The organism is Xanthomonas hortorum pv. pelargonii, assembly GCF_024499015.1.
Taxonomy (GTDB): domain Bacteria; phylum Pseudomonadota; class Gammaproteobacteria; order Xanthomonadales; family Xanthomonadaceae; genus Xanthomonas; species Xanthomonas hortorum_B.
The window spans coordinates 2,016,357-2,038,435 of the sequence record NZ_CP098604.1; the positions used below are offsets into that span (position 1 = coordinate 2,016,357).

The 22,079-nt window shown below is 62.8% G+C and carries 15 protein-coding genes and 1 pseudogene; 8 read left to right on the forward strand and 8 right to left on the reverse strand.

What is annotated here, in order from left to right; genetic code table 11:
• Positions 1-143: 143 nt before the first annotated feature.
• The gene (locus tag NDY25_RS09020) at positions 144-659 is read left to right on the forward strand and encodes a hypothetical protein (protein ID WP_168960138.1); all 516 of its coding nucleotides are present in this window, start codon (positions 144-146) and stop codon (positions 657-659) included.
• A 117-nt stretch (positions 660-776) separates the two neighbouring features.
• Here NDY25_RS09020 and NDY25_RS09025 read toward each other — a convergent pair whose 3' ends face one another.
• Positions 777-1,739, reverse strand: coding sequence for an IS1595 family transposase (locus NDY25_RS09025; protein WP_006448937.1), 963 nt, complete (start codon positions 1,737-1,739; stop codon positions 777-779).
• A gap of 151 nt (positions 1,740-1,890) precedes the next feature.
• Between NDY25_RS09025 and NDY25_RS09030 the strand changes: the two genes are divergently transcribed.
• Positions 1,891-3,255 carry a T6SS phospholipase effector Tle1-like catalytic domain-containing protein gene (locus NDY25_RS09030; RefSeq protein ID WP_233366655.1) on the forward strand — a complete coding sequence of 455 codons (1,365 nt, stop codon included), beginning with the start codon at positions 1,891-1,893 and terminating at the stop codon, positions 3,253-3,255.
• Positions 3,256-3,377: 122 nt separating this feature from the next.
• Positions 3,378-3,920 carry a DUF4189 domain-containing protein gene (locus NDY25_RS09035; RefSeq protein ID WP_168959977.1) on the forward strand — a complete coding sequence of 181 codons (543 nt, stop codon included), beginning with the start codon at positions 3,378-3,380 and terminating at the stop codon, positions 3,918-3,920.
• Positions 3,921-4,197: 277 nt separating this feature from the next.
• Here NDY25_RS09035 and NDY25_RS09040 read toward each other — a convergent pair whose 3' ends face one another.
• The 4 genes from NDY25_RS09040 to NDY25_RS09055 all read right to left on the reverse strand — a co-directional run bounded on the left by NDY25_RS09040 (position 4,198) and on the right by NDY25_RS09055 (position 10,027).
• Positions 4,198-6,003 carry a DUF885 domain-containing protein gene (locus tag NDY25_RS09040; protein ID WP_168959978.1) on the reverse strand — a complete coding sequence of 602 codons (1,806 nt, stop codon included), beginning with the start codon at positions 6,001-6,003 and terminating at the stop codon, positions 4,198-4,200.
• Positions 6,004-6,072: 69 nt separating this feature from the next.
• Entirely contained in the window at positions 6,073-6,537 is a 465-nt protein-coding gene (locus NDY25_RS09045; protein ID WP_256627889.1) for a cytochrome c oxidase assembly factor Coa1 family protein, read from the reverse strand.
• Between the two features lie 242 nt (positions 6,538-6,779).
• Complete coding sequence (locus NDY25_RS09050) at positions 6,780-9,008, reverse strand: S9 family peptidase (protein ID WP_168959979.1); 2,229 nt, start codon at positions 9,006-9,008, stop codon at positions 6,780-6,782.
• A gap of 329 nt (positions 9,009-9,337) precedes the next feature.
• Positions 9,338-10,027, reverse strand: coding sequence for a glutathione binding-like protein (locus NDY25_RS09055; protein WP_168959980.1), 690 nt, complete (start codon positions 10,025-10,027; stop codon positions 9,338-9,340).
• 251 nt (positions 10,028-10,278) lie between these two features.
• On the opposite strand from NDY25_RS09055, the gene NDY25_RS09060 reads away from it, so the two are divergent.
• From NDY25_RS09060 to NDY25_RS09080, 5 genes and pseudogenes are all read left to right on the forward strand, one after another.
• Entirely contained in the window at positions 10,279-13,293 is a 3,015-nt protein-coding gene (locus tag NDY25_RS09060; protein WP_168959981.1) for a TonB-dependent receptor, read from the forward strand.
• A 178-nt stretch (positions 13,294-13,471) separates the two neighbouring features.
• Positions 13,472-14,173 carry a SapC family protein gene (locus NDY25_RS09065; protein WP_251755072.1) on the forward strand — a complete coding sequence of 234 codons (702 nt, stop codon included), beginning with the start codon at positions 13,472-13,474 and terminating at the stop codon, positions 14,171-14,173.
• Entirely contained in the window at positions 14,163-15,176 is a 1,014-nt protein-coding gene (locus NDY25_RS09070; RefSeq protein WP_168959983.1) for a cupin-like domain-containing protein, read from the forward strand. Before NDY25_RS09065 ends, NDY25_RS09070 begins: the two co-directional genes overlap by 11 nt.
• Before the next feature lie 12 nt (positions 15,177-15,188).
• A complete protein-coding gene (locus tag NDY25_RS09075; RefSeq protein WP_168959984.1) occupies positions 15,189-16,754 on the forward strand; it encodes a tryptophan halogenase family protein in 1,566 nt (521 codons plus the stop codon).
• A 140-nt stretch (positions 16,755-16,894) separates the two neighbouring features.
• A pseudogene (locus NDY25_RS09080) lies at positions 16,895-17,918 on the forward strand (energy transducer TonB).
• A 541-nt stretch (positions 17,919-18,459) separates the two neighbouring features.
• Here NDY25_RS09080 and NDY25_RS09085 read toward each other — a convergent pair.
• The 3 genes from NDY25_RS09085 to NDY25_RS09095 are packed head-to-tail and all read right to left on the reverse strand — an operon-like array spanning position 18,460 to position 22,020.
• The gene (locus tag NDY25_RS09085; protein WP_104551891.1) at positions 18,460-19,653 is read right to left on the reverse strand and encodes an ABC transporter permease; all 1,194 of its coding nucleotides are present in this window, start codon (positions 19,651-19,653) and stop codon (positions 18,460-18,462) included.
• The gene (locus NDY25_RS09090) at positions 19,650-20,396 is read right to left on the reverse strand and encodes an ABC transporter ATP-binding protein (protein ID WP_168959986.1); all 747 of its coding nucleotides are present in this window, start codon (positions 20,394-20,396) and stop codon (positions 19,650-19,652) included. Before NDY25_RS09090 ends, NDY25_RS09085 begins: the two co-directional genes overlap by 4 nt.
• A gap of 31 nt (positions 20,397-20,427) precedes the next feature.
• The gene (locus NDY25_RS09095) at positions 20,428-22,020 is read right to left on the reverse strand and encodes an alpha/beta hydrolase (RefSeq protein WP_168959987.1); all 1,593 of its coding nucleotides are present in this window, start codon (positions 22,018-22,020) and stop codon (positions 20,428-20,430) included.
• Between the last annotated feature and the right edge of the window lie 59 nt (positions 22,021-22,079).

Sequence of the window (22,079 nt, forward strand, 5' to 3'; positions counted from 1 at the left end):
CAAATGGGAGATTATCGAAGTCACGCTTACCACATGCAGGGATTCAATTTATTCCTGCATGGCCCTACACCATGATCAGGCGCATAAATGTAGTTATAATGCTGTTCCACTTGTCTTTACTTTCTTTGACAGGTTGCAACCCTATGAACACTGCCTATGCAAAACCTGATAATACCGTGGCAGACTGGCCGTTAAAGTTTGTACGCCATAGCTTTGGTGCAGCCTGCTACTCGACCTACGGCTGCAAGGTCCGCTATAACAATTTCCTGTTCATCGATGACCCGGATGACAAGCTCGAAGTGTCTTCGGCCTCGCTGGGCGCCAAGTATCCTTCCAACCTCGGTGGCGGCTATCTTGGCGTAAAGAACTTCCCGCCACCCATTGAAATCTCCTGGCGCTCAAAGGATGGTCAAGCCCATGAAGCCAAGGTCGATCTGGAAGAAATTTTCCATGACCGTCTGATTCGTCATAACGTCAAACGCGAAGATATCCCGGAGGGTATTTCAATTGGTGATCCAGAAATCGTATTGGAGGTGAATGATCGTACGGTGAATGTTTACATGCGTGCCTTCATCCCTACAAAAACCCCTCAGATCCCAGGAAATCCTCGCAGTAGCTTTAGAGATGACTTGGTCGTAGCGTGGACAAGATCGTACTAGCGCTCCCTGTTTTTTGTCATTGTAATCATGGAGATGTTTCATGGAGAAGAAACCCCTTCCGGATGGTGTGACCACTTATCCAGCCGATGCAAAGGATATCCTGATTAGCCCCGACTCTCAGCCATGAAAATTGCTCGCTGCACGTAAAACCGGCTCTGGGCATGGTGTGGATTGCATCATGGCCGTGGCAAGTCGTGGCAGCATCTCGCGCAAGCGGAATCGACGATTAAAACGATAGGCCGCTTCTCCCAGGTAACGCCTTGCGTATTTGCCTTGCGCGATGGCGTGATACACGCCACTGATGGCGCGCTTGAGATTGCCCAGCACCACGTTGAGCCAACGTGCACCGGCCGTTTCGGTCGCGGCACGACCACCGCCAGTGTCCAGCGTGGTGTGCGCGTGGCCGGCGTCTTCTAGCCGGCGGAAGCAGGCCAGCCCATCGGTGTAGACCTCGCATTCGGGCGCCAAGCGACGGGCAATCCAGTCCTGCAGCGAGGTGTTATCGAAGCTGCGCACCGGCTCGATCACCACAAAGCGCGGCGCGGTGAAGGTGGCATCGGTCTGCACCGCAATCAGGAACGCTTGTTTGTTCTCCGATCCGCGTCCGGCCTTGCCACCGTTACGCTCGCCGCCGAGATAGGCATCGTCGATCTGCACGAAACCCGCCAGTTTCCGCATGGATTCGCGCTCGGCCATAACCTGCATGATCTTGTGTTTCATCCGCCAGGCCGTCTTGTAGTTGACGCCCAGATGCCGCATCAACTCCAGCGCGGCCATGTTGGTTTTGGTCGAGGTCAGCAGGTGCAACGCCAGCATCCAGGTGCGCAGCGGCAGCTTGGTGCCTTCGAACATCGTGCCTGCAATCAGGCTGGTCTGATGCCGGCACGCGCTGCATTGGTAGTAGATCGCAGCACCCCGCTTGAAACGCGAGCGCACGCGTCCGGCACAAACAGGGCAACGAAAGCCTTGCGGCCAGCGCCACTTGTAAAGCGCGCGATAGCACTTGGCTTCGGTGCCGTAGGACGCGAAGAACTCAGGCATCGACAATCCCGCTTGGAACTGCACGGCATTGATACTCATCACGCCACCTCGTTGGCTTCAGGTGACAGCAGCATCCACCCAGCGCGGCGCAGATCCTGCGACAGGCGGCTGATGGTCAGGGCTAATCAGGAAGGATATTGCTAGCTACGGCGATGCGAGCAAGGCGCTCTCGGCCCAGACAATACCTATCATGGTGGACTCTGCGCAGCCACATTCCCGTTTATTTGTTGCCGCCTTCGATGGTACTGGCAATAATTTGTACAAAGACGCGCCTGAGCATCGCACCAATGTCGCTGAAGCCTACCTGCAGATTGATGCTGCACGGAGGAAGGAGGGACTGGAAAATATCGGCGCCGGATATGTCGAAGGTGTCGGCACCCAAGGTGGGCTAGGCGGTACACGCGATCTCATGCAGGGCTACACCTATGAGGCACGCCTTGAAGAGATGTACGTAAAATTTGCGGAGCAATCAGCGAAGTGGATTCGAGAGGACCCCGGGGCAAAGATCAGTGTCGCTCCGATAGGTTTCAGCCGTGGCGCTGAGCAAGCAGCCGGCTTCGCACGCCTGGTCCACGAGCGTGGCATCCAAGATCCGGAAGGTATGGTGATCAAGCGCGGAGCTAATGGCCTGATCGAGCATATTGAATTCACCAAGCCACCGCTGGTTGCCCCAGGACAAGTTGCCCAGGCTGTCGGCCTATTCGATCCTGTCGGCACTGGCGTTCCGCGCGATCATGACCGGCGCTTGCCGCCGTCAGTGATTTCCGGCTTCCAGATCACTGCCGAGGACGAGCGCCGCAATCTGTTCCAGTCCACGGCCATTATGGATGCCGGCCGCACAGAAGACGGCCGCTTCCTCAACGTCACCGTAGGTGGCGCGCATAGCGACATCGGTGGCAGTTATAGCCAAAATGGCCTCGCCATCCGCAGCGGCAACGTCATGGTGGATTATCTCAACGGCTTAAGTGCCCAGCCGTTTCTAGATAAACGTGCCGTTCCAAGCGCGCCAGAAATGAATGTGGTACACCGTTCTGAAGAACATCAGTTTATCTACAGCACTTCGCTGTACGACAAGACCGGCGCGCGCGGCGTGCAGACAGAACTGGCGCCACCTGCGCTCTGCCGCATCGACTGCCTGGATGCACAACCGGTCGATAAGGCATTGGCGGAGAAGTTCACGTTCAAGCCAGTTGTAATTGGAGCGGTGCTAGCTGAGACAGCTGCATCCAGAACGCCACAATTAGCAGTGCCCAACGACCAGCTTTACCAAGCCATCCACAGCAAACTTCCTGCAGGCACATCCGAGGCCATCGCGATGCATGCAACGGTGGAGGCAAAGCGCGAAGGCATCGTGCGGGCCGATCAGCTGCAGAGCGTGACGTTACAGCAAGGCAATGTCTGGATCGTTGGTCAGACACCGGGTTTTCGGGTCAAGGTAGACCTTTCTGCTCCCATGCCCCCCTTGGACGAAAGCATTCGCCAATCGCAAGCGCTCGATGAGCAGCGCGTACGTCCCACGCCTGACCGTACGCCCTCACCTACACTCAGCATGTGAGGCATACTGGTCGCTCGACGAATGTATGGATCCTCTCGTGAATGATGTCGCCACGATCCATTACGCTGGCTTTGTGGTGTTATCCAAGATAACAGTCGATTGGCCTGGACTGGAGACCATTTTTGAATATCTTATTTTTATTAGCTCTTTATGCATTTTCTTTTATTGGTTTTGCACGCGCCGAAGGCGGATGCCCGCCGGGCCAGTATCCGATAGGTGGTCAAGGAGCAATGGCATGCGCCCCATTACCTCAAGGTAGTAACCAACAACAAGCTAGGCCGAGCGGAAAATGGATTAAGACGTGGGGTGCCATAGCCATGGGATCCATTGACTCAGTTACAAGCTACGGCGTAACGACGGGAAAACTTTCAAAAGCAGAAGCAGAGGTAGATGCATTATTACGATGTGGATCGCACGGCGAAACTAACTGCCAGATAGGATTGTCTTATAGAAATCAGTGCGCAGTTGTTGCCGAGCCCCATGTTAATGACAAGCCATTTTCTGAGGGATACTCCACATTCATCGGAGCCAGCACCGTACAGAAAGCAAGCGACATTGCACTGAATCAATGCAATCAGGCCAACAAAGAATTTGCAGGATCAAAGTGCGCGATTGTTTACAGCGCTTGCTCCGAACCAATTTTTCGAAAATTCGATGGAACTTAGCCTAAACCGTGACCTCTGAAAGTTATAAATTCACCACGCTTTCGTCGGCCTATATCACCGTGCCGAAGCTCTTCTGTAAAGTCCCCGGCGCTCTATGGATCGCCAAAGGCCTTAGTAGCCTAATGGCAATGACCTGGAAGGCCTGAGCTCACAAGCCATGTAGCAAGGCTGCATTGCCTATTGATGATCAGGGTCAGTACCACCATGTCGTTCCGTGGCTGCGGCATGCCTTATTAGTCACAGTACCGCAGCCACCAGAGCGAACGTTACGTCAAGATCAGCGCTTACCCTGCTGCGCAGGAACAAACTGCGTCTCCACTGCCTTGGCCAGCTGATCCGGCGGCAGCAGGCCCTGGTCGAGCAGGAAGTTGTTGAAGGCCAGGCGGTCGAACTTCTTCCCTAGCGCCAGCTCGGTGCGCATGCGCAGCTCGAGGATGCGGGTGTAGCCGTAGAAGTAGCTGCCGGCCTGGCCGGGGGCGCGGACGGTGTAGCGGTCCAGTTCCTGGCGGGTCATGGCGGGCGAGAGGCCGACGTCGTCTTCGAGTACCTGGCGGGCGCGTTCGCGGTCGATCAGGCCGAGGTTGAGCATTGGGTCGAGCATGGCGCGGGCCGCGCGCAGCAGGCGGAACTGCAGGGCGATCAGCTGGCCGTCGAGTGGTTCGTACGGGACCATTTCGGCTTCGGCATACAGCGCCCAGCCTTCGACGTTGACCGAGTTGAACGCGAACATGCTGCGCGCCAGCGAGACGCCGCGTTCGACCATGGCGGTGAACTGCAGTTCGTGGCCGGGGCGGCCTTCATGTGCGCTGAGCGTCCAGGCGGCCGAGCCGAAGTTGAAGTCGTCGTACTGCTCCTTCTTGGCGCCGTCGGCGGTCGGGTTGCCCAGTGGCAGCACGAACTGGCCCTGCTGGCCGGTGTTGCCGATCAGCGGCGCCGGCAGGAAATGCGGTGCCGGTTGGGCGGCGCTTTCGGCGGCGCTGCCCAGGCGCATCTGCATGGGGCGCTTGGGCACATCGACGATGCGCTGCTGACGGATGATCGGGTCGATCTGGTCGATCACGCCGCGGTAGTGGGTTTCCAGCTGGTCGTCGGCGATGGTGTTGCCCTTGAGCGCGCGGATCACCTGCACGTAATCGCTGCCCTGCACGCCCTTGGCCTTGGCCACCAGCGGTGCGAGCTGTTGCATGACCGAGCGGGTTTCCATGAATTCCAGCTGCGCGCGCTGGATCAACTGCTTCGGGGCGATATCGATGCCGACCTGCTTGAGCTGGAACGCGTACAGCGGCTCGGGCAGGCGGGTGTCCTTGCGCGCCTTGGGCAGCACGTTGGTGCGGGTCCAGTTGGCGTAGTCCTTCAACTGGGTGGACATTGCCTTGAGCGCCTCGTCGGCCCCGGCGATCTTGTACTTGGCGAACAACTCGCCGATGCCGGCGACGTAGGTGTCCACGTTCGCCAGCGCCTGCTCCACTTCGCGTTCGGTTGGCTGCAACAAGGCCTTATTGCCGAGCTGTTCTTCGTAACGCTTGCGGGCCAGCGTGGTGGTGGGCGTGCTGCCCGGCACCAGGCCGACGTAACGCTTGAGGCGGTCCAGCGCCTTGGCGCGGCGCTCGGGCACGGTCTGGTCGGACAACAACCCGTTGAGGCCACTGAAGACCAGCTGCGGGGCGTCGTTCCAGGGCAAAAGGTAGCGCTCGTTGAGCTCGCTGCCTTCGATATTCTGTTCGGCCGCGCCGATCATGATCTGCAGATCCTGGCGCACGTTGGCATCGCGCTCGGTCGCCAGCTTGGCCTGCAACGCGGCACGCGCCTTGCTCATCGCATCGCGATAGCGCGCGGCATTGTCCGGGCCCAGGTCGATGACCTGGTCGTCGTAGCCGGGCACGCCGAAGAAGCTGGCGTATTCGGGCTGAAACGGGGCCTGCGCAGTGAGCAGGATCTGCGCGTAGCCGTTGCTGGTCTGTACCCAGGCCGGCGTCGGGCGTTGGGCCGGCGCGGCCTTGGTCGTCTGGCTCTGGGCCGGGGCTTGGGACACCGGCAACGCGGTGCCCAGAACGAGCGCGACAGCAACGACAAGTGGTTTCATGAAAGGCATCTGCAAGGAGAAGTAGCGCGACCCTACCCATCTGCGGCGGTGGCGGCAATGCGTCTTAGGTCATGGCTGGCAAGGCGGCGGCGCGGTGGGCAACAGACTGATCGGATCGGCCTGTGCGCTGGCGAATGTCAACGTCTGGTACGTCCAGCGGCCGTGCCTGCGTGTGGCGTCCACTTGCACACTGCCCTGCCCGCGCGGCCCGTGCAGGCCAACACTGAAATGCGCTTCCCCTAGTGGACCGACGTAACTGACGCTGCCGTCGGGCAGAAAAGCCTCGTCGATCGGCGTCCCCAGCGCTTGCATCACCCGTGTATCGGAGCGCGCGATGTGCAGCGCACCGCAGTACACATCGCTGGACTTCACCGCCCCGGTGATCACGTAGACCAGCGCGCCGACCACCAGCGCCAACACCAGAAACAGCGCCAGCCCGATGCCGGGCACGATCCATTTCCAGTTGCGGCTCCAGAACTCGGGTGCACGTACGCCGCGTTGCGGTGACCCCGGAATCGGTGGCGGGAGTGACATGGCAGATCCTTTGCAGTGCGGTGAGCAACGGTTGACGGGGGCAGCTGGCCGCAACCACGCGTGCCTGTCAGTTGCACAAGAATGCCAACCCAACACCGCTGGCGGAAGAGCGGCAGACGCTGCGCCGACGCGGTGGCGCTTCCGGGTGATGGCCGCAGGTGTAGCGCACCGCATCGATCACGATGAACACCAAGGCCTCATTGAGCTGGCTGCGGCAACCGCGCAGCCAGCCGATGTCTGGATTACGGCATCAAGCAGCGCTGGATAAAGGCCTCTGCGGTCTTGTAACGATGCAAGGCAGTGCTGCCGGACAAGCCGTGCTTTGCGCCGGGATAGGTCATCAGTTCGAAGGCGGTGCCGCGCTGCTGCAGGTCGCTCATCAGCGCGGTGGAATTGGTGAACAACACGTTGTCGTCGGCCATGCCGTGGATCAGCAGCAGCTTGGCGCGCAGGCCGTCCAGATGAGTAGCGATGCGTGCGTCGCGGTAGCCGTCGGCGTTGCCGGCCGGCAGGTCCATGTAACGCTCGGTGTAGTGGGTGTCGTATAGCCCCCAATCGGTGACCGGTGCGCCGGCCACGCCGCAGGCATACGCATCGCTGTGTTTGGCGAGCAGCATCAAGGTCATGTAGCCGCCGTTGGACCAGCCTTGCACGCCGATGCGTGTGGGATCGACCCAGCGCTGCGCCTTGAGCCAGGCCACACCCTGCAGTTGGTCGTCCACTTCGACAGTGCCCTGCTTGCCGTACAGCGCGCCGCCGAAGTCGCGGCCGCGCCGCGGGGTGCCGCGATTGTCCAGCGAGAACACCACATAGCCGCGCTGGGCCAGGTAGTAATCGAACAGCGCATCGCCACGGCCTGGCCAGGCATTGAGCACGGTTTGCGCAGCGGGGCCGCCATACACGTACACCATCACCGGATAGCGCTTGGCCGGGTCGAAGTTGTCCGGTTTGATCAGCCGATACTGCAGCGGTGTCTTGCCATCGGCAGCGGTGAGCGTGCCGAATTCCACCGGGCGCTGCGCGTCGCGGTATTTGGCATAAGGATGCTGCGGATCGGCCAGGTCGTTCTTGAGCAGCGTGGCGATTTTTTCGCCATTGGCGCGGAACAGCTCGATCTGCGGTGGCGTGCTGGTGTTGGACCAGCTATCGACGTAGACGCTGGCATTGCTGGCGAAACTGGCTGCGTGCGTGCCGTTGGTTTTTGAACGTTTTTCGATCGCGCCGCCGGCCAGCGGCACGGCGTAGATGTGGGTCTGGGTCGGAGACTCCTTGCTTGCGGAAAAGTACACCGTGCCGGCGTGCTCATCGACGGCCAGCAGTGCATCCACCACCCAGGCGCCGGCAGTCAGCGGGGTCAGCGTGTGGCCGTCTTCGGAAGCAACGTAGAGATGCTCGTAGCCGCTGCGCTCGGAGTTCCAGACAAAGCGGCCGTCCTTGAGAAAACGCAGATCGTTGTTGAGCGGCACCCAGGTCGGCGAGGTCTCGGTGATGAGCACGCGCTGCTTGCCGCTGGCAAGCGTGGTTTCGATCAGCTCGAGGTTTTTCTGATCGCGCGATTGGCGTTGGAAGGTCAGCCGCTGCGCATCGCGCCAGTCCAGGCGGGCGAGATAGATATCGGAGTTGTTGCCCAGATCGATCCAGCGTGGCGTCGCACTGGCACGCGGTGCGATCACGCCCAGTTGCACGGCCACATTCGGCTGACCGGCCTGCGGATAGCGCTGTTCGATCACCTCGGTGTGGTCGGCATAGACTTCCGGGCGTTTCTGCACCGGCACGCCGGATTCGTCGATACGCGCGAAGGCAATCGCCGAATCGTCCGGCGCCCACCAATAGCCGGTGTGGCGATCCATTTCTTCGTCGGCGACGAACTCGGCCACGCCATTGCCGATGGTCTCGCTGCCATCGCGAGTGAGCTGCAGCTGTTTGCCGCTGGCCAGATCGATCACCCACAGATTGCGTTCACGCACGAAGCTGACAAAGCCGCCTTTGGGCGAGAGCTTGGCATCGGTGGCGAAGCCTTCGCCGTGGGTGAGTTTGCGCACCGCTGCCGCACCGGTCTTGCGCAGGTCGTACAGATACAACTCGCCGCCGAGCGGGAACAGCAATGCGTGGGCGTCCGGCGCCCATTGGTAATCGACGATGCCGGCGAAGGCGGCGATGCGTTGGCGTTCGCGGCGGGCCTTTTCGACATCGCTCAAGACTTCGGTGCCGGGCAATACGACCTTGGAATCGACCAGCAGGCGGGTCTGGCCGCTGGCGATGTCGTACTCCCACAGATCCAGTTGATTGCGGTCGCTGTCCTTGCCGCGCAGGAAGGTCACGCGCGAACCGTCGGGGGCGACCTTGGGTTTCATCAGCGTCGGGCCGGACAGCGGCAAGGGGCCGGTGATGGCGTCGAGGGTGAGTTTTTCGGCGTGGGCGGTGGTGATCGTGCTGAGCATGAGGGCAAGGGCGGCGAACAGGGAACGCATTGAAGATCCTGGCGGGAGTGCTGCGACAGGATGCAGGGGTGGTGGGGGTTTGAGAAGCGGTGGGAGCGTCGGGAAACCGTACCTCACCCCAACCCCTCTCCCGGGGAGAGGGGCTCTAGCTTCCTTTTCGCACCGGGGAGCCAGCTTCCTTCTCCCACCGGGAGAAGGTGGCGCGTAGCGCCGGATGAGGGTCGGGCGAAGCTTAGCCTTGCGATTGGAGTGGCTGAGCAGTGCGGTGCCTGACTGCGTCATTGCGTAAAGCGCTGCAATCCAGAACGTCCACATGCACAGCAGACCTAGAAGCGCTTAGCCCCTAATCGCACTGCGGCTCAGCGCTTCCCAAACAAATGCTTGCGCTCTTCCTCGCTCAGCGGCTTGCCGGCATTGGGGTTGACCTGGTCCTTGAGCGCATAGGCGCGCTGCGTGGCCGGGCGCGCGGCGATGGCGTCATGCCAGCGCTTGAGATGCGGGAAGGCGGCGTAGTCCGGCTTGAGGTCGCCATAGACCTCGATCCAGGGATAGCTGGCCATGTCGGCGATACCGTACTCGGGGCCGGCAAGGAAGGCGTGTTCGGCCAGACGCTTGTCGAGCACGCCGTGCAATCTGCGCACTTCGGCGTTGTAGCGGTCGATCGCGTAGGGAATCTTTTCCGGCGCATAGACATTGAAGTGGCCCATCTGGCCGCTCATCGGGCCCAGCCCGCCCATCTGCCAGAACAGCCATTCCAGTGCGGCGATGCGGCCGCGTGCGTCGCGCGGCAGGAAGCGGCTGGTCTTCTCGGCCAGGTACAACAGGATCGCGCCAGACTCGAACACGCTTTGCGCGGCGCCGCCATCGGCCGGTGCGTGGTCGACGATCGCCGGCATCTTGTTGTTGGGCGATATCTGCAGGAAGGCCGGCGCGAACTGTTCGCCCTTGCCGATGTTGACCGGCTTCAGCGTGTAGTCCAGCCCGGCTTCTTCCAGAAACAAGGTGACCTTGTGGCCGTTGGGGGTGGGCCAGTAGTACAGGTCGATCATTGGGTACTCCAGTTCGGAAGGGGTTGGCACGTAGCTGCGCGCCGTGGCGATCGATGGTACGACCAAGTCCGCTACCAGCGCGTGCGCTCGCCGTGCTGCAGATTGGAACGATGTGTGACGCGATTGGCTCGCGGCCGATGCTGCAGTGCAAGTTGACTTGGTTAAGGCTGCGCTAACAAATGCGTGATTGTTCATCGACCTTTGCCAGTCTCACTTGGGGCCGGCTTTTTTCGCTTGGGGAAGAAATCATCGTGAGAGAGCCACGCACCCTGCCGCGCACGCGGCGTCTGACGTCTGCCTTGTTGTTCGCATTGTCGACGCCGCTGGCTGCGCAGACCGCGCCAGCGCCGCAGTCGGTATCCACCGTTCCCGGCGCCAGTCAGGCCGACCCCGCCACGCTGGATGCGGTGCAGGTCACCGGTATCCGCGGCAGCCTCACTTCGTCGATGAACGTCAAACGCGATGCGCAAGGCATCGTCGACGGCATCGTGGCCGAGGACATCGGCAAGTTCCCCGATACCAATCTGGCCGAGTCGCTGCAACGCATCAGCGGCGTGTCGATCGACCGCTCGCTGGGCGAAGGTTCGCGCGTGACCGTGCGCGGCGTCGGCCCGGACTTCAACCTGGTGCTGTTGAACGGCCGGCAGATGCCCGGCGCCAGCATCGAAGAATCCAATGCCTCCAACTCGCGTGCGTTCGACTTCGCCAACCTGGCGTCCGAGTCGATCTCCGGCATCGAGGTGTTCAAGACCAGCCGCGCCAGCACGCCCACCGGCGGCATCGGTGCGACGATCAACATCAAGACCAGCCGGCCGCTGGACAACCCGGGCCTGCATGCCAACGTGGGCCTGAAGGGCGTGCACGATGCCTCCAACGAGAACCTGCCCGGCCGCCTGCAGGGCGATGCGCTGACGCCGGAAATCTCCGGCATTTTCAGCAACACCTCGGCCGACGGGCGCTTTGGCGTGTCGCTGAGCGGCAGCTACCAGGAGCGCGATTTCGGCTACAGCCAGGTCGGCGTACCCAACGGCTGGCGTTCGTTCCGCGGCGATTCCACCGCCTACGGCACCATCCCGCAGCCAGGTGCGCCGGGCTCGGAGAACATCGTCAACCGCCCCGGCCCGAACGACATCTATTCGGTGCCGCAGAACCTCAACTACCGCGTGGTCGGCGTTGAGCGCCAGCGCACCAACGGGCAGTTGGTACTGCAGTACAAGCCGCTGGACAACATCACCACCACGCTGGATTACACGTACTCGGAAAACAAGATCCAGCAGCAGCGCAACGAGATGTCGGTGTGGTTCAACTACGGCCCCTCGGCCAGCGCCTGGACCAACGGTCCGGTGGCCGGCCCGATCACCTACTCGGAATTCGTCAACCCGGCCACCAGCGATCTGGCCACCGCCGGCTCCAACGCGGCCACGCGCAACCAGAACAAGTCGCTGGGCTTCAACGTGGATTGGGCGGTGACCGATCAGTTCAAGCTCAACTTCGACATCCACCGCTCCACCGCCGAAGCCGGTGCGGACAGCCCGTACGGCTCGAGCAATTCGCTGGGCGTCTCGGGCTTTTACCGCGGCACCTCGGTGGTGGATTTCAGCAAGGATTTCCCGGTGTTGCAGCAGCAGCTGGGCTTCGGCCTGAACGGGCTGGATCCGTCGCGCACGCTGGTCACCGGCTCGGCGTTCCGCAACAGCTACATGAAGTCGGAGATCGACCAGGCCCAGGTCAACGGCGACTTCACCTTCGAAAATTATTCGCAGTTGAAGTTCGGTATCGGCAGCACCGAGGTCAAGAACCGCTCGGCGTTTTCCAACGTGCAGCGCGATACCTGGGGCGGCAACGGCACCGCGGCCGATTATCCGGACGATCTGTGGATTCCGAGTTCGTTCGCGCAGTATTTCGATGCGATCGACGGCAGCGGCAATCCGGCGCAGTTCAACCAGTTGTTCCTGTTCGACTTCGAGCGCGCCCGTCAGGCAGCCGCGCAAGCCGCGGGCGATGAAGCGCTGTACCGCATCTCGCCGGTGTTCACCACCGACCGCCGCGTGACCGAAAAGTCCAAGAACGCCTACCTGCAGTGGAACAACAGCTGGGACGAGTTGCGCGTACCGATCAGCCTGGCCGTCGGTGTGCGTTACGAAGAAACCAAGGTGGACGCGCAGGCGCTGGTGCCGGTGGCGGTGGGCATCGACTGGGTCGCCAACAACGAGTTGCCGATCCGCCTGGCCGATTCTGCGTTCGCCAGTGGCAGCGGCAAGTACGAATACTGGCTGCCCAGCCTGGATCTGAGCTTCAAGCTCACCGAGGATCTGGTACTGCGCGGCAGCTACGGCGAAACCATCGGCCGCCCCGGCTGGGGCGATATCCAGGGCGGGCAGACGCTCAACCAGATCGCGCGCCTGGAAGGCGGCACCGGCCAGGAAGGCAACCCCGGCCTGAAGCCGCTGCTCTCGCACAACATCGATTTCTCGCTGGAGTGGTACTACAGCGATGCCAGCTACGCCTCGGTGGGCTTCTTCCGCAAGAACATCGACAACTACATCGGCGTGACCACGCGCAACGACACCTCGCTGGGCTTGAACACCCCGGTGGGAGGTGCGTACTGGAACGAAGCGCTGGGCAACGGCTGCGCCTCGGCCGACCTGACCTGTATCCGCAACTACATCTTCCGCAACCGCGGCGGCGCGCCCGGCGTGGTGCGCGGAGCCGACGATGCCAACGGCAACGCCACCGGCGTGATCAGCGGGCAGCCCGGCGACCCGGTGGCCAATTTCGCCATCACCGCGCCGGCCAACCAGCGCTCGGCCTCGCTGGATGGCTGGGAGTTCAACCTGCAGCACATGTTCGGCGACAGCGGCTTCGGCGTGTCGGCCAACTACACCATGGTCGACTCCGGGCTGACCTACAACAACGCAGTGATCGGCGAGCAGTTCGCGCTGGAAGGCCTGAGCGATTCGGCCAACGTGGTCGGCTTCTACGACCGGGACAAGTGGCAGGTGCGTGCGGCCTACAACTGGCGCGACGAATTCCTGGCTGCGCGCTTCGACGGCAGCGGCCAGCCCAACCCGGTCTATACCGAAGCCTATGGTCAGCTGGATCTGAGCATCGGGTATCAATGGACCGAGAACCTGTCGTTGAGCCTGGAGGCGATCAACCTCACCGACGAGGTGCAGCGCCAGCACGGCCGTCATTCGAACCAGATCGTCTATGCCACCCAGACCGGGCCGCGCTACATGTTGGGCGTGCGATACAAGTTCTGGTGAGGCCGCGCGTTGGTCATGCAGTGATGCTCTTTTAAGCGCTCTCGGCAGCGAGTCTGCCGGAGCGTCTCGCACGGCTGCCTCTTTGCGTTTCCCGGATGTGTTGCATCCGGGACTTGCCACGCCGAAGCAACTGTCCAAGCATGGGCCACGCGCCCCGCGTGATGTGTCACTTTCCCCCATGACCAATGCCGTGTTGTTGAACAATCTCGATCACCGCGATCTGCGCGTGATCACCACGCACGGCGCCGCCTTCGGCGATGAGGTGATGTCGGCTGCGACGTTTCCGCAGGAATTTCGCCAGCTGCAGGCGCAGTACCCGATCGTGTTCCATCGCAGTGGCGAACGCAGTTTTCAGCCGCTGGCGTTGCTGGGCCTGAGCCTGGGCGAAAACCTGTTTCTGGACGGCGCGCGCTGGGATGCGCCGTACGTGCCGCTGGCGATCCAACGCCAACCGTTTCTGATAGGCGAACAACCGGACGGGCCGATGGTACACGTGGACCTGGACAGCCCGCGCATCAGCACCACCGAGGGCGAACTGCTGTTCCGCGAACATGGCGGCACCACCGAATTTCTCGACCGCATTAGCCAGGTGTTGCGCACCTTGCATGATGGCCTGGCGGCGAGCGAGGCCTTCGTCGCACGCTTGCTCAGCTACGAGCTGCTGGAACCGTTCGTGTTCGAGGCCACGCTGGAAAACGGTCTGGAATGCCGTTTGATCGGGCTCTACGCCGTGCATGAAGAACGCCTGCGCACGCTCGACGATGCGGCGCTGCTCGAGTTGCACCGACACGGCGATCTGGAACCGCTGTACATGGCGGTGGCCTCGATCGCGCAGTTCCGCCACCTGCTCGACCGCATGCAGCGCCGCCATGCTGGCTGAGCCGCGCGCCATCGAAGAATTGCACGGACTGGACCCGCAACAGCTGGACCCAGCCGTGCTGCGCTCCACCACGCCGCTGGTGCTGCGCGGGCTGGTCCGCGACTGGCCACTCGCGCAGGCAGGCGCGACCTCTGCCCAGGCAGCGGCCACGTATCTGCGCGGTTTCGATCGCGGCGAGGCAGTGGTGGCGCAGGTCGGTCCGCCGGAAATCGGCGGGCGTTTCTTCTACAACGCGGACATGAGTGGCTTCAATTTCCGCCCCGAGCGCGTGCCGCTGAGCGTGGTGCTGGAGACCCTGCTGCGCGATCTGTATAACCCGCAGCCACCGGCGATCTACGTCGGCTCCACCACGCTGGACACCTACCTGCCCGGCCTGCGCGCGCACAACCCGATCGCCCTGCCGCAGAGCGAACCACTGGCCAGCATCTGGATCGGCAACCGCACCCGCATTGCCGCCCATCAGGACCTGCCCGACAACCTGGCCTGCGTGGTCGCCGGGCGGCGCCGCTTCACCCTGTTTCCGCCCACGCAATTGGCCAATCTCTACATCGGCCCGCTTGATCTCACCCCGGCCGGGCAGCCGGTCAGCCTGGTCGATATCGCCGCGCCGGATCTGCAGCGTTTTCCACGCTATGCGCAGGCGCTGGAACACGCATTGGTGGCCGAGTTGGGACCGGGCGATGCGTTGTTCATTCCCAGCATGTGGTGGCATCACATCGAAGCGCTGCAGTCCTTCAACGTGCTGGTGAATTTCTGGTGGCGGCAGAGCCCGGCCTATATGGATTCGCCGATGAACGCGCTGATGCTGGCGCTGCTCACCATCCGCGACCTGCCAGCCGAGCAACGCGCGATCTGGCAGGACGTATTCGAGCATTACGTGTTCGATGCCGACACGCACACCGCCGCGCATGTACCGGAGGCGGCGCGCGGCGTGCTGGCGCCGATGGACGAGACCCGTGCCCGCAGCCTGCGCGCACGCTTGCTGCAACGCCTGAATCGCTGAGGATCACTCGCCATGCCCGACACCACGCCTTCCGATCCGCAACAGCGCCCGGTGCGCCGCGTCGTCATCGCCGGTGGCGGCACTGCCGGCTGGATGGCCGCAGCCGCCTTGTCGAAAGTGCTGGGCCGGCAACTGCAGATCACCGTGGTGGAATCGGACGAGATCGGCACCGTGGGCGTGGGCGAAGCCACCATCCCCAGCCTGGTCACCTTCCACCGCCTGCTGGAGATCGACGAGGCCGCGTTCATGGCCGCCACGCAAGCCACCATCAAGCTCGGCATCGGCTTCGAGCATTGGCGCGATGTCGACCGGCACTACATCCACTCGTTCGGCCATACCGGCACCGATCACTGGAGCGCGGGCTTTCAGCATTTCTGGTTAAAGGGCCGGCAGCGCGGCGTAGCGCGCGACTTCGGCGACTACTGTCTTGAGCTGCGCGCCGCGCAGGAAGGCCGCTTTGCGCACCTGCCCAGCGGCGGCATGAATTACGCCTATCACCTGGATGCCGGTCTGTATGCGCGCTTCCTGCGCCGCTTCAGCGAAGGCTTCGGCGTACAACGCATCGAAGGGCGCATCGGTCACGTGGAGACCGACGCCAATAGCGGCTATCTCACTGCGCTAACGCTGGAAAACGGCACGCGGGTGGAAGGCGATCTGTTTCTGGATTGCACCGGCTTTGCCGGCCTGCTGATCGGCAAGACGCTGGGTGTGGGCGCGGACGATTGGTCGCAGTGGTTGTTTGCCGACAGCGCGCTGGCGGTGCAGACAGAATCGGTTGGCGTTCCGGTGCCCTACACCCGCTCGCGCGCCGATCAGGCCGGCTGGATGTGGCGCATTCCGCTGCAGCACCGGGTGGGCAACGGCATCGTGTATTCCAGCCGCTACATGGACCAGGACAGCGCTGCGCAGGTCTTGCAGCGCAATCTCACTGGCCGCGCGCTGACCGAGCCGCGCGCGTTGCGTTTCACACCCAACCAGCGGCATCGGGTGTGGGAAAAGAACTGCGTGGCGCTAGGCCTGGCCAGCGGGTTTCTGGAGCCGTTGGAATCGACCAATATCCATCTGATCCAGCGCGGCATCATCCGCTTGATGCAGACCTTTCCGCAGGTCATCAACGACGTCGATATCGCCGAATACAACCGCCAAGCGGCTGAAGAGATCACCCATATCCGCGATTTCGTGATCCTGCACTACCACGTCACCGACCGTCGCGACACGCCTTTCTGGCGCGATTGCGCGGCGATGGAGATCCCCGACACGCTGCGGCATCGGGTGGAGCTGTTCCGCCAGAGCGGGCGGGTGTTCCATCAGGCCAACGAACTGTTTGCCGAGAACTCGTGGGTGCAGGTGATGCTGGGCCAGGGCATTACGCCGAAGCAGCACCACCCGGTGGCCGACCTGATGGGCGATGCCGAACTCGGTCATTTTCTCGAGAACATCCGCACGCGGGTCGATGCGGCGTTGATGCGGCTGCCCGCGCATGCGGACTTTCTACGGCGCTACTGCCCCGCTCCGCCATTGCCCGAGCCGGCTACGCGGCTGCCTGTCACTCCGGTGCTCGCCACCCCGGCGGCATGACATTGCGCCCGACCTCGGCGCACCCCTTGGCTTAGACCGCCCCAGCAATGCTAGATTGCCGCTTTGCCGTCCATTGCGGGAACAGTGGCCGGCGCTCGCCGCAGCAACGTTATCTATCGCACTCGGGGTAAGGGGGACGCATGTTGGATCTGACACAGGGCCGTATGGCACGCCGGATCGCGCCAGTCATTTTGCTGGTTGGCCTGGCCGCTTGCTCCAAGCAGGAAGACAAGGCCGCCACCACCGCGCCAGCCACCGGCGCCACACCTGCGGCACCGGCCGCCGCGCCCACGCCAGTCACTGCGGTGTCGCCGCAGGTGCAGTCGATGGCCGCCGACCAGCTGCGCGCATCGGCCACCAAGGCGCTGCAGGACAACCGCATGTACGCCCCGGCCGGCGACAACGCGGTGGAGTACTACCTGGCACTGCGCGAGAAGCAGCCGCAGGACGCCACCGTCAACAGCGCGCTGACCGATCTGATGCCTTACACGCTGATCGCCGCCGAGCAGGGCATCAGCCGCGAAGAATTCCTCGAAGCGCAGCGCCTGATCGCGCTGATCGAAAAGGTCGACCCCAAGGCACCGGCACTGCCGCGCCTGAAGAGCGGCCTGGAAGCGGGCATGAAGACCGCCGCCAACCGCTCCGAGCAGGATGCCGAGCAAGCCAAGAAGCTGGTCGAAGACAAGGCCAAGCAGGCCGCCGAACAGAAGCGCCTGGCCGAGCAGCAGACCCGCGAGGCGGCCGCTGCGCAGCAGATCGCCGCGCAACAGGAAGCCGCGCGTCAGCAGACCGCCGAAGCCGAGCGCCAGGCCGTGGCGCGCCGTCAGGCCGAGACGCCCGCACCGACCCCGGCCAGCCGCCACGCGCCCGGCACCGGCTGCTGCGCCCGCCGCCGCTGCTCCGAGCGCGCAGTCGCTGCGCCCGATCAGCACCCCGGCACCGCGCTACCCACCGGAAGCACTGCGCGCCGGTACTTCCGGCGAAGTGCTGGTGGAACTGACGGTCGGCACCGATGGCTCGATCACCGCCTCGCGCGTGCTACGCGCCAATCCACCGCGCGTGTTCGACCGCGAAGCGCTCAACGCGGTCAAGCGCTGGCGCTTCGAGCCGGTGGCCGCACCGGTGACCACGCGGCGCACGCTGTCGTTTAACCCGGGCGGTTGAGTGGGGCGTTGGGCGATCGAGTAGTTCTGCATGCGGCTGAGTGAGTCCGTTGGTTGCTTGATTGCTTGGTCGTTGATTGGGTTGATTGGTTGATTGCTTGGTTGATTGGTTGATTGGTTGATTGGTTGATTGGTTGATTGGTTGATTGGTTGATTGGTTGATTGGTTGATTGGTTGTTGGCTCATGGCTCATGGCTCATGGCTCATGGCTCATGGCTGCCGATGATCGATGCACTGCACTCCCGGCGAATGTCGGGCACCAAACAAAAAGCCCGCAGCGATGCGGGCTTTTTGTTTGGCTGGTGATCCGTACCCTCATCCGCCCTGCGGGCACCTTCTCCAGAGGGGAGAAGGATTAAAGCCCCTCTCCCATCGGGAGAGGGGTTGGGGTGAGGGTACGGCGGCGAAGTGGACATCACGAACTTGATAAACAACAGCCACATTGCACGCAAATATCAACAATCGTAGCTGCGCATTCGCACCAGCAACCCGTACCCTCATCCGGCGCTGCGCGCCACCTTCTCCCGGTGGGAGAAGGGACATCAGCCGGAAATCGCCAACCGCTCCTGGTGATACCGCCGCACCGCCGCGTACCACAACACCGCCGCTACGCCGAAGCCAGCCAGCAGATACACCGCCCAGGTCTGCGCATTGATCTGCTCATGGCGTATCACCTTCAACAGCATCTGGTTCTGCGCCAGAAACGGCACCGCGAAGTGCCACAACTGCGTCTTCAGCGGATACGCCATCAGCGCATAGCCCGGCAGCATCGGCAGCAGCAGCAGCCAGGTCATGTGCGCCTGCGCTTCCTTCATGCTCTTGGCAGCAGCGGCCAGATAGGTCAGCAGCGAGGTGCCGACGAACAGCATCGGTACCAGGATGAAGAGCATCTGCAACATCGGCAAAAAACCGACATTGAGCTGGCGCCCCAGGTTCGAGGTGGACAACTGCGCACTCAACTTGAACGCCAGCAACGTGAGCAACAACGACACCATGCCGATCACGCAGGCGGCGGCGATCTTGCCGCTCACAATCGCGCTACGTGGCGCTGGCGTGGCCAGCAACGGCTCCAGCGACTGGCGTTCGCGCTCGCCGGCGGTGGCATCCAGAATCAGCGAGGCACCGCCCAGAAACGAGGTGATCACCAGTAGCACCGGCAGCAGCATCGCCATCATCTGGCCACGCTTGGCGTCGGCGGTGGCCAGGTCCTGGGCTGCGATTTCCAGCGGCCTACCCACCTGCGCATCGATGCCGCGCGCCAGCAAGCGCAATGCACCGACCTGCTGGCTATAGGCGCTGAGCGCGGCCTGCAGCCGCATGGCCGGCACGTCGGCCTCGCGCCGCGTGCTGTCCTTGATGACCTCCACCAAGGCCGGGCGGCCGGCACGCCAATCCTCGGCGTAGCTGTCGCTGATGCGCAGCGCCACATCCACCTCCTGGGTGCGGATTGCAGCGGTCAGATCGGCCGGCGCAGCGACCGCGTTGAGTCCTTGCGCGGCCAGAAAACGCACCAGATTGGGCGCGTTCTCGCGACCGAGCGTGGGAATCTCCAGCGGCTTGTCGATCTGCGTGCGCACGCGGCTTTCGCTCAGTGCGCCCATGCCCAGGATCAGGATCGGGTACAGCAATGGCGACAGCAACAAGGCCAACGCCAGCGTGCGGCGATCGCGGCCGATATCGCGCAACTCCTTGCGCAGTACCGTCCACAGGGTGGACAACAACGATGTGGTGCTCATGCGTGCAGTCCCTCGTCCGAGCCGATCGCCTTGACGAAGGCGTCTTCCAGATTGTCTTCACCGGTGGCAGCGCGCAGTTCGTCGGCGCTGCCGCAGGCCACCACCGTGCCCTTGGCGACGATGACGATGCGATCGCACAGCGCCGCCACCTCCTGCATGATGTGGCTGGAAAAAATCACGCAGCGCCCCTCTGCACGCAATTGCTGCAGAAAGCCGCGCATCGCGCGCGTGGTCATCACGTCCAGCCCGTTGGTGGGCTCGTCGAGAATCACGTTGCGCGGGTCGTGCACCAGCGCGCGCGCAATCGCAGTCTTGGTGCGCTGGCCCTGGCTGAAGCCTTCGGTCTGACGATCGAGAATGTCGTCCATGTCCAACGCGGCCGACAGCAGGCGCGTGCGCTCGGCAATCAGCGTGCGCGACATGCCGTGCAACTCACCGAAGTAGGCGATGTTTTCGCGCGCGGTCAGCCGCTTGTATACGCCACGCGCATCCGGCAACACGCCAAGTGCGCGACGCACCGTGACCGGGTCGCGGGCGGCGTCCACGCCATCCACGCTCACGCTGCCCTGGTCGGGCGACATCAGTGTGTAGAGCATGCGCAAGGTGGTGGTCTTGCCGGCGCCGTTTGGGCCGAGCAGGCCGGTGATCTGGCCATCGGCGGCGCTGAAACTGACCCCATCGACGGCTTTCACCAGCCCGGTCTTGGTCTTGAATGATTTGTGCAGGTTGTCGACAACGATCATGCGAGCGCCTCCGTGGCGTGGTCGGTGCGGCTCATGGTTCCCATCCGTTGAACGAGGTGAACGCGGGCACGTTGTTGAGATCGGCAACGCAGCGCGTATCCAGCGCACCGGCATTGGTGGTTTCGATGAACTGCGCCATCAGCTTGGGGATGCAGCCCAGCGCCATGACGCTGTGTCCCTGCCCGGGTGCAACCAGATGCCGCCCATTGGGGAGTCCCTTGAGCACGGTGTCGGCATAGCGTGGCGGCGTGACCGGATCCAGCTGACCGGACAACAGCAAGGCCGGTACCTGAGAACGCAGTGGAGCGGTGAAATCGGCCGCGCGCTTGCCGCTGGGCCACACTGGGCATGCGGCAAAGACGCTGCGCGGCACATCCTCGCCCAGCAGCAATGCCTGGTGCGCGGGCGCCGGACGATAACGGTCGGCATCTTCGGCGCACACCACCGACCATTGCATGGGCTGGTTGATCTGCATGTCCATGTGCGACAACGCCATCAACGGCGCGTAGCGACCTGCAGCGGCTTCATCCAGCACCAGCGGCAGCAGGGCAGCGCTTTGCGGTGCATAGGAGAAGGTAAAGGCCAGACCGATCACCGCATCGGCGGTCACCCGGTCGCGCTTGATGGCGTTGGTGCGCAGATCGCGATACTCCACCTCCGGCGATTCGGTCTTCAAGCGGTCCATGACGGTACGCAGCTGCGTGCGTACATCGGTGGGAAAGCGCGCACGACAGGCCGCGATGGCACGGCATTGTTCGGACTGCAGAATCAGAGCGTCTTCAAACGTGCGTGCGAACTCACCGCTGATCACCAGATCGCTGGGCGCCACGCCATCGAGCACGATGGCGCGCGTTTGTGCGGGATAGCGTTTGGCATAGTGCTGCGCCACGCGCGTTCCATAAGACACACCGATCAGGTCGATGCGTGGCGCACCCAGGGCGGCTCTGACGGCATCCAGATCGCCGATGGCTTCGGCAGTGGTGTAGTAACGCGGGTCGGTATGGCGTTGCAAGCCTTCGGCACATTGCTGCGCATAGGCCTTCAATTCTTCCGGACTGGACGCCATGCCGGCCTGCAACGGCTTGCCATCGGCTGTCTCGCACCGCATGGGGTGAGATCCCCCGGTGCCGCGTTGATCGACCAGAAAGATGTCGCGATTTTTGCGTACCTCGCGTAACGCAGCCGCTGCGATGGCGGCAGCCTCGGTCGCCGATTGCCCCGGCCCACCGGCGATGAAGAATACTGGATCCGGCTTGTTGCCAGCGCCGGCATCGCTTTCCAGCCAGGCAATCTTCAAGTCGATCCTGCGCCCTGTCGGTGCGGCCGGGTTTTCCGGCACGCGCAGGCTTGCGCACTGCGCTTCGATGTTGCCGGCCGCGCTGCCGGAACTCAGCGTGCACGGGACGAATTGCAGCGCGCCGTAGCGATTGGCTGCGGCCGTGCCGGTCTGCGTGTTTGCTGCAGGTGTCTGCGCGCTGCCGGGTGCAGTTGCGCCAGCCCTGGTTGCAGCAGGCGCATCTTTCGCAGGTGTGTTTTCAGCAGGTTTATTTGCAGGCTGACATCCGGCAGCCAGCATCGCAATCAGCAATGCCGCTACCACTGTGGGTTGCTTCACCATGTTCACCATCTCTCCTGGTATCCCCTATTCCCTGACGCCGCAGCCGGTCGGGTGTGACCGCTGCG

Bases quoted from the DNA above. Each gene is read 5' to 3' on its own strand.
- NDY25_RS09020 (WP_168960138.1), top strand. From the start codon at position 144: ATGAACACTGCCTATGCAAAACCTGATAATACCGTGGCAGACTGGCCG.
- NDY25_RS09025 (WP_006448937.1), bottom strand. From the start codon at position 1,739: ATGAGTATCAATGCCGTGCAGTTCCAAGCGGGATTGTCGATGCCTGAG.
- NDY25_RS09030 (WP_233366655.1), top strand. From the start codon at position 1,891: ATGGTGGACTCTGCGCAGCCACATTCCCGTTTATTTGTTGCCGCCTTC.
- NDY25_RS09040 (WP_168959978.1), bottom strand. From the start codon at position 6,003: ATGAAACCACTTGTCGTTGCTGTCGCGCTCGTTCTGGGCACCGCGTTG.
- NDY25_RS09045 (WP_256627889.1), bottom strand. From the start codon at position 6,537: ATGTCACTCCCGCCACCGATTCCGGGGTCACCGCAACGCGGCGTACGT.
- NDY25_RS09050 (WP_168959979.1), bottom strand. From the start codon at position 9,008: ATGCGTTCCCTGTTCGCCGCCCTTGCCCTCATGCTCAGCACGATCACC.
- NDY25_RS09055 (WP_168959980.1), bottom strand. From the start codon at position 10,027: ATGATCGACCTGTACTACTGGCCCACCCCCAACGGCCACAAGGTCACC.
- NDY25_RS09065 (WP_251755072.1), top strand. From the start codon at position 13,472: ATGACCAATGCCGTGTTGTTGAACAATCTCGATCACCGCGATCTGCGC.
- NDY25_RS09070 (WP_168959983.1), top strand. From the start codon at position 14,163: ATGCTGGCTGAGCCGCGCGCCATCGAAGAATTGCACGGACTGGACCCG.
- NDY25_RS09075 (WP_168959984.1), top strand. From the start codon at position 15,189: ATGCCCGACACCACGCCTTCCGATCCGCAACAGCGCCCGGTGCGCCGC.
- NDY25_RS09085 (WP_104551891.1), bottom strand. From the start codon at position 19,653: ATGAGCACCACATCGTTGTTGTCCACCCTGTGGACGGTACTGCGCAAG.
- NDY25_RS09090 (WP_168959986.1), bottom strand. From the start codon at position 20,396: ATGATCGTTGTCGACAACCTGCACAAATCATTCAAGACCAAGACCGGG.